The organism is Streptomyces sp. NPDC029674, assembly GCF_044903205.1.
GTDB lineage: Bacteria > Actinomycetota > Actinomycetes > Streptomycetales > Streptomycetaceae > Streptomyces.
This window is the reverse complement of sequence record NZ_JBJDPY010000010.1, coordinates 105,360-112,806: the sequence shown is the minus strand read 5'-3', so window position 1 is coordinate 112,806 and position 7,447 is coordinate 105,360. Positions and strand designations below refer to the sequence as shown.

7 protein-coding genes are annotated in these 7,447 nt (G+C 73.2%); all 7 read right to left on the bottom strand.

Going from position 1 to position 7,447, the window contains the following annotated elements; genetic code table 11:
- Positions 1-135 precede the first annotated feature (135 nt).
- The 7 genes from ACI2L3_RS24275 to ACI2L3_RS24245 all read right to left on the bottom strand — a co-directional run bounded on the left by ACI2L3_RS24275 (position 136) and on the right by ACI2L3_RS24245 (position 7,400).
- A complete protein-coding gene (locus ACI2L3_RS24275; protein ID WP_404754486.1) occupies positions 136-774 on the bottom strand; it encodes a hypothetical protein in 639 nt (212 codons plus the stop codon).
- Between the two features lie 41 nt (positions 775-815).
- On the bottom strand, positions 816-2,573 hold the full coding sequence (locus tag ACI2L3_RS24270; protein ID WP_404754485.1) for a S8 family peptidase: 1,758 nt from the start codon (positions 2,571-2,573) through the stop codon (positions 816-818).
- A 249-nt stretch (positions 2,574-2,822) separates the two neighbouring features.
- Positions 2,823-3,809 (bottom strand): PAC2 family protein, encoded by a 987-nt coding sequence (locus ACI2L3_RS24265; RefSeq protein ID WP_404754484.1) that lies wholly within the window; start codon positions 3,807-3,809, stop codon positions 2,823-2,825.
- Positions 3,810-3,957: 148 nt separating this feature from the next.
- Entirely contained in the window at positions 3,958-4,629 is a 672-nt protein-coding gene (locus ACI2L3_RS24260) for a FadR/GntR family transcriptional regulator (protein WP_404754483.1), read from the bottom strand.
- Between the two features lie 47 nt (positions 4,630-4,676).
- Complete coding sequence (locus ACI2L3_RS24255) at positions 4,677-5,438, bottom strand: ferredoxin reductase (RefSeq protein WP_404754482.1); 762 nt, start codon at positions 5,436-5,438, stop codon at positions 4,677-4,679.
- The gene (locus ACI2L3_RS24250) at positions 5,431-6,048 is read right to left on the bottom strand and encodes a sulfite oxidase-like oxidoreductase (RefSeq protein WP_404754481.1); all 618 of its coding nucleotides are present in this window, start codon (positions 6,046-6,048) and stop codon (positions 5,431-5,433) included. Before ACI2L3_RS24250 ends, ACI2L3_RS24255 begins: the two co-directional genes overlap by 8 nt.
- Positions 6,045-7,400, bottom strand: coding sequence for an amidohydrolase (locus ACI2L3_RS24245; protein ID WP_404754480.1), 1,356 nt, complete (start codon positions 7,398-7,400; stop codon positions 6,045-6,047). Before ACI2L3_RS24245 ends, ACI2L3_RS24250 begins: the two co-directional genes overlap by 4 nt.
- Positions 7,401-7,447: the final 47 nt, after the last annotated feature.

Here is a 7,447-nt window from a genome sequence, read left to right as displayed (position 1 = left end):
CCCGCGCCCCCCCGGCGGGGGGCCCCCGGGGCCCCCCCCCCCCCCGGGGGGGGCGGCCGCCCCCCCCCCCCCGCCCCCCCCCCCCCCCGGGGGGGGGGGGGGGGCCCCCCCCCCCCCCCCCCCCGCCTCATGAGGTCACTTGGTGACCACGATGGCCAGCAGGTAGCCCGGGTTGTTCGTGTCGTAGTAGCCGATCACCTGCTGTCCGAAGGCGAACGCCTCCTGGACCTCGTCGTGCGTCTGCGGGTTCGGGTTGATGAACGCCCGCCAGGCGTTGTCGACGTGCAGGTAGAGGATCGACGCCTGGCCCGGAAGCGGCTGGACGACGTCCCAGAACGCGGTCGCGACGTTCGACGAGAGCGCCTGCGTGGAGATCTCCGGCGCGTGCGCCTGCGGGATCTGCTGCTCCTGCTCCTGACCGAACTGCTGGAGCAGGTGCTGGAAGGGCTGCTGCTGGCCGAGCTGCTGCAGCTGCTGGCGCAACTGCGGCGGGACCTGCTGCATGCCGGGCTGCCCCTGCATGCCGGGCTGGCCCTGGATGCCCTGCTGACCCTGCATGCCCTGCTGGCTCTGCTGGGGGCCGTACTGCTGCTGGCCCTGGCCGAACGGCTGCTGCTGGTGCTGCTGCTGGCCGTACTGGCCCTGCATGCCCTGCTGGCGCGGCGGGGCCGTGCTCGGGCTCTGCTGCTGGCCGTACTGCTGCTGGCCGTGCTGCTGGCCGTACTGCTGTCCTTGGTGCTGACCCAGTTGACTCATCTGCGGGGTGGTGCTCATGCGGGTGCCACCTTCCCTCACTGATTGTTCGGTTGATTGGTTCAGCCGGTGACGACGAGGCCGACGACCTCGTCGTCCGAGAACCAGACGCGGACGTCCGGTCGGCCCCCGGCGAAGGCGGTGTGCACCGCCTGCCGCGTCTCGGGGGACGGGTTGTCGAGGTTGCGCCACTCGCCGGCCACGAACAGCCGGAGCCTGGGCGGGAGTTCCGGGGGATACGGGAGCAGCTCGTCCCAGTACCGCTCGGCCTGACCGGAACCGACCGCCGACGGCAGCAGGTTCGTGACCGCCGCCTTGATGTCGGGGCGGTTGCCGATCCGCTGCGACGCGGGCCTGCCCGGCGCGTCCTGCTGCGGAGAGCCGGTGGAGCGCAGCATCGCGCGGGCCCGGTCGGGGGACATCGGCTGCTGGCCCGCGGCCTTCAGCATGCCCTGCAGCGCGGCCAGCGCGCCGACGACGATCGGCGACGCGGAGGACGTGCCGGAGAACGTGTCGGTGTACCAGGCGATCTCGTCGGCGCCGCCCTGGAGATCGCCGGGACCGTTCCAGGAGCCGCCGGTCGTGGTGGTCTCGCGCCCCCAGCCCTGCGCGTCCACGCGGGCGCCGTAGTTGGAGAACGCCAGGCGCGAGCGGTCGGGGCCGTGGTCGCGGCCGTGCGTGCCGGGCGGCGGGGCGCCGGCGCCGACCAGGACCGCGCCGGAGGAGCGGTTGGCGGGGTTGAAGGGGTTGCGCCACCAGGACGGGAAGCCGTCGGGCCGGCGCTCGTAGACCGCGTCGTCCAGGGACTCGGCCCCATTGCCCGCCGCGCCCACGACGAGCACGCCCTTCGCGGTGGCGTGGCGCACCGCCGCGTAGTCGTCGGGCCACCACTCGATGGCGATGTAGCCCTTCTGGTCGTCGCGCGGCTCGAAGTCGAACTTCGGGCCCGGCCGGTGCAGTTCGAGCAGGATGATGTCGCCGCGGTTCAGCCGCTCGGCCGCCGCGTGGATGGTGGCCGCCGTGCCGAGGGGCTGGAAGGAGGCGGCCGCCGTCACGGCATCCGGCACGATGCCGGTGACGCCCAGGCTGTTGCGGTCGCCGCCGAGTACGCCGATCACCGCCGTGCCGTGGTTGCGCCAGGCCACGTCCTGGATGGGCGTGCCGACGACCACGCCCGCGAGCTTCGCGGCGAGGTCCTCGTGGCGCAGCTGCCAGGCGCCCTCGATGTCGATGACGGTGACGCCCTCGCCGGAGCCGCCGATCCGCTGCCACGCCCAGCGGGCGTCGATGCCCTCGGGCGCCGGCTTCAAGTAGCCCTGGCGGCTGGTGAAGTCGGGCGTGACGGGCATGCCCTCCTTGCGGCGCCGGGTCGCCTCGTCGAGGTCGTGCGGCTGCGTCGGCGAGGGGTCGATGGAGGCCGGGACCGCGCCCGGCTTGACGTACGCCGTGTCGATGCCGGGCAGCGCCGCCATCCGCGCGCGCAGTTCCTCGGACCGGTCCTCGCCGCCGCGGACGCGGTAGAAGAGGGCCAGGTCGGGCAGGTCGCTGTCGCCGCCGGCGGGGGGCGCGGCGGCCCGCAGCCGGTCTTCGTTGCCGAACAGCGGCTCCAGGGAGAGCTGTTCGTCGGAGAGGAACATGTTCAGGGCCGACACGTCGGAGCCGGAGGCCGAGCGGACGTCCCGCTCCCCGGCGCGCAGCCGGGCCTCGGGCCGGGCGACGACGATCAGCTCCTGGTCGGCTTCTCGGTAGGTGAATCCCATTCCGTCGGGGCCCGGCCCGCCCGCTCCTGGGTCCCGCGCCGGGTCTGCCTGCTCGGTCATCGCTTCACCGCTCCCTTCACTTCTTCGGGTGCCGTGCTGTGCGCTGCGCCAGGTTTCCGGGGCTCACCCTGCTACGGCTGGGCCGCGCCGTCCACCCCTCTTTCGAGCAACAGTGTTTGAAGAGAAGTTGAAGAGGGAACCCCACGCAATTCGGCCATGCGCGGCACATCGGCCATGAGCAGCGCAATGGGGCCGCACCGTGCGGGTGCGACCCCATTGACGCGTGACAAAACGACGCGTTATGAACCCTCAGTCGTCCGAGGAATCCGCCGAACCGGACTCGTCGTTGTCGCTCTCGCCCTCCGAGCCCTGCCCGGGCCGCTGCGTCGGCTTCGGCTTCGGCGGCCGGGTGCGGTCGCTGGGCGCGTCCCGCAGGTACGCCCCGCCGTCGCCGCCGCCGTCGCGCCGCCGCAGATACCGCTCGAACTCGCGGGCGATCGCCTCGCCCGAGGCCTCCGGCAGCTCCGCGGTGTCCCGCGCCTCCTCCAGCGACTGGACGTACTCCGCGACCTCGCTGTCCTCGGCGGCCAGCTGGTCCACACCCACCTGCCAGGCGCGCGCGTCCTCGGCCAGCTCGCCCAGCGGGATGCGCAGACCGATCAGGTCCTCCAGGCGGTTGAGGAGCGCGAGCGTGGCCTTCGGGTTGGGCGGCTGCGACACGTAGTGCGGGACGGCCGCCCAGAGGCTGACGGCGGGGACACCCGCGTGCGTGCACGCCTCCTGAAGGATGCCGACGATTCCTGTCGGGCCCTCGTACTTGGTCTCCTCCAGGTCCATGGTGCGCGCGAGGTCCGGGTCGGACGTCACACCGCTGACCGGGACCGGGCGGGTGTGCGGTGTGTCACCGAGCAGCGCACCCATGATCACGACCAGCTCGACGCCCAGCTCGTGCGCGAAGCCCAGGATCTCGTTGCAGAACGAGCGCCACCGCATGGACGGCTCGATGCCCCGCACCAGGACCAGGTCGCGCGGCTTGTCGCCACCGACGCGGACCACGGAGAGCCGCGTCGTCGGCCACGTGATCTTGCGCACCCCGCCGTCCAGCCAGACCGTCGGACGGTTGACCTGGAAGTCGTAGTAGTCCTCGGCGTCCAGCGCCGCGAACACCTCGCCCTTCCACTCCTTGTCGAGGTGCGCGACCGCGGCGGAGGCGGCGTCACCGGCGTCGTTCCAGCCCTCGAACGCGGCCACCATGACCGGGTCGACCAGCTCGGGAACCCCCTCGAGCTCGATCACCCAGGCCTCCTTCCGACGTTCCCTTGCGTACGCCCCAACCTTACGGCGTCGGCGGGGTGCGTCCGCAGCCCCCTTGCGTGGGGGAGTGCGTGATCACTGCCCACGCTCGGCGCGGGGAAACGGCGGCTTCCCGCCGGGCGGGGCGGTCTCACAGCGTTGAGCGAAGCCACTGCTCCACGCTCGCGATGTGCACCGTCGCCCACGACCTGGCCGCCTCCGCGTCGCGGTCCCGCAGCGCGGTGAGGATCGCCCGGTGCTCGTGCAGGGTGCGGCTGACCGCGTCCTCCTGGGTGAGGCCGCGCCAGATGCGGGCCCGGGTGGTGGGTCCGGAGAGGCTGTCCAGGAGGGAGCAGAGGACGGAGTTGCCGGACGACTGGACGATGCCGCGGTGGAACTCCAGGTCACAGGCGACCAGCTCCTCCACGGAAGGCGCGGCGCCCAGCGCGTCCAACTGCCGCGTCAGCTCGTCCAGTTCGCCGTCGGTGAGGTGGGCGCACGCCATCGCCGTGGCCGCCGGCTCCAGGATGCGGCGCACCGCGAGGAACTCCAGGACCGTGTCGTCGCGGTGGAAGTCGACGACGAAACTCAGCGCCTCCAGGAGGAGTTGCGGGTCCAGGCTGGTGACGTACGTGCCGTCGCCCTGGCGCACGTCGAGGATGCGGATCAGGGCGAGGGCGCGCACGGCCTCGCGCAGCGAGTTGCGGGAGAGGCCCAGCTCGGCGGCGAGTTCGCTCTCCTTGGGCAGCCGGTCACCGGGCCGCAGAGCGCCCGAGACGATCATGTCCTTGATCTTCTCGATGGCCTCGTCGGTGACCGCCATGGGACCTCGCCTCAAGAGTCGGGGAATCGATCAGAGAATTGATCAGGTCAGCCGAAGCGTTCGATACGGATCCGGTCCACCGGCTGGCCGCCCTCCACCAGCAGCCGCGAGGCGTGCTCGGCGAAGCCGTTGGAGCCGCAGATGTACGCCTCCCAGCCGCCCTCGGGCTGCCCCTCATCGGCGAGGAACGGCGCCAAGTGGGCGGCGTTCAGGCGGCCTTCGGAGCGGGTCAGGACGACGGTGGTCTCGTCACCGTACTCGTCGGCGTAGATCAGGTCCTCGGGCGTGCGCGCCGAGACGATCAGGCGCAGCGGCACGTCGAGACCCGCGAGGCGGTGGTGGCGGACCATCGACATCAGCGGCACCACGCCCGAACCGGCCCCGAGCAGCAGCGCGGGACGGTCGCCCGGCCAGGCGAAGAAGCCGGACAGCGGCCCGCGCACCTCGACCGTGTCGCCGACCCGCGCCACGGTGTGCAGGTGCCCCGACACCTCGCCGTCCAGCACGTGGTCGAGGGTCAGCTCGAGCTCGCCGCTGCCGTCGGGCGCGGACGCGATCGAGTAGTGCCGCTGGGCGACATAGCCGTCCTCGGCGGTGAGCCGCAGCATCAGGTGCTGGCCCGGCAGGTGCCCCTGCCATTCGGGCACCTTCAGGCGGAACGTGGAGACGGCCCGGGTCTCGCGGTGGATCTCCACGACGGTCGCCCGCTGCCACAGGGCGGCGGAGCGGTTGCTCACCGCGATGCGGCCGGGCACGGCGAACGCCGTCGGCGGCACGAAGCGCTCCTCGGAGAAGGGAAGGTCAGTCACCGGCGTAACGCTCCTCGGCCCACGGGTCGCCCCGGTGGTGGTAGCCGTTCTGCTCCCAGAAGCCGGGCTCGTCGCGGTCGGAGAGCCGCAGCCCGGCGACCCACTTGGCGCTCTTCCAGAAGTACAGGTGGGGGACGATCAGGCGGGCCGGGCCGCCGTGCTCGGCGGGCAGCGGCTCGTCGCCGTACTCCCAGACGATCCACGCCTTGCCGCCGGTCACGTCGGCCAGCGGCAGGTTCGTGGTGTAGCCGGTGTGCGAGTACGCGATCACGTGCGTCGCCTCCGGGAGCGGGCGGGCCGCGGCCAGAAACGTGTCCAGGCTCACCCCGCCGAACCGCACCCCGAACTTCGACCAGCTCGTCACGCAGTGGATGTCGCCCCGGTACTCGGAGGCGGGCAGCGCGTGCGCCTCGTCCCAGGTCCAGGTGCGCGCCGCCGCGACCAGGCCGTCCACGCGGAACGTCCAGTCGGCGGCGGCGAGGCGCGGGGTGACCTCGGCGGACAGGACGGGCCAGCCGTCACCCGCGTCGTACTGCCCCGGAGGCAGTCTTGGGTCGCGGTCGGCGGCGCGGGCGCGGCCGGTGAAGCCGCGGGTGGGTTCGAACGTCATACGGAAGGTGCCACTTCGGAGGTTGTCGCCGCGTCCCGCAGGGCCCGCAGGACGGTCGGCTCGTCGAGGGTGAGCAGGTCGCGGCCGCGCATCAGGACGCGGCCCTCCACCACAGTGTCCCGGACGTCGGCGGCCGACGCCGCGTACGCGAGCATCGACCACGGGTCGTGCCGGGGCGTGAGGTGCGGCCGGTCCAGGTCGAGGACGATCAGGTCCGCGCGCTTGCCGGCCTCCAGCGAACCCAGCTGGTCGCCGAGGCCGAGCGCCCGCGCCGCCCCGCTCGTCGCCAGCCGGACCGACTGCTCGGCGCCGACCGCCGTGGGGTCGCCGCCCGCCTTGTGCACGAGCGCGGCCATGTTCACCGCGCCGAGCAGGTCCAGCGTGTTGGAGCTCACGGCGCCGTCCGTGCCGAGGCCCACCGTGACGCCCGCGTCGAGCAGCTCGGGCACGCGCGCGATGCCGCAGCCCAGCTTCAGGTTCGACACCGGGCAGTGCGCGACGCCCGTGCCGGTGCGGGCCAGCGTCGCGATCTCCGTGTCGGTCAGCTCGACGGCGTGCGCGAGGAGCGTGTCGGGGCCGAGCACGCCCAGCGAGTCGAGCAGCTCCACCGGGCGCATGCCGTGCTGCTCGGTGACGGTCGCCACCTCGCCCGCGTTCTCCGCCGCGTGCAGGTGCAGCAGCGCGCCGTGCTCCCGCGCGAGCGCGGCGATCGCCGTCAGCTGCCCGGGGTTCAGGGTGTACGCGGAGTGCGCGAAGAGGACCGGGCGGGTGCCCGGCGCCGGGACGTACGCCTCGAGGTGCGCGGCCGCCCAGCCGAGCCGCTCGTCGTAGGGGCGGCCGTCCGGCGGCTCCGGCACGTCCATGAACGTGGGCCCGGTGAGCAGCCGCCATCCGGCGTCGCGGGCCGCCTCCGCGGCGGCCTCGTGGAACCAGTACATGTCGAGCGCGGTGGTGACGCCGCCGCGCACGGACTCGGCGATGGCGCCGCGGATCCCGGCCGTCACCGTGGCCGGCGACAGCAGCTCGGCCTCGCGGGGGATCACCCGGGACAGGAAACCCTGCAGCGTGACGTCGTCGGCGATGCCGCGCAGCAGCGTCATCGCGAGATGGGTGTGCGTGTTGATGAGGCCCGGCAGGACGAGGCAGCCGCGCGCGTCGATCTCCTCGGCCGCCTCGTACGCGGCGCGCAGCCGGCCGGCGGGGCCCACCTCCACGATGCGGCCGGCGCGCACGGCGACCGCGCCGTCCGTCACGACGGTGCCCGCGTCGTCGACGGTCAGCACGTCGCCGCCGTGCACCAGCAGGTCTATGGAGCCGCCGCGGTCCTGGGCCGGCAGGTCAGTGGGGTGCATGGTTCCGTTTCTCCGTGGTGGGCGGCGGTCGCCGCGGCCGCTGTGGG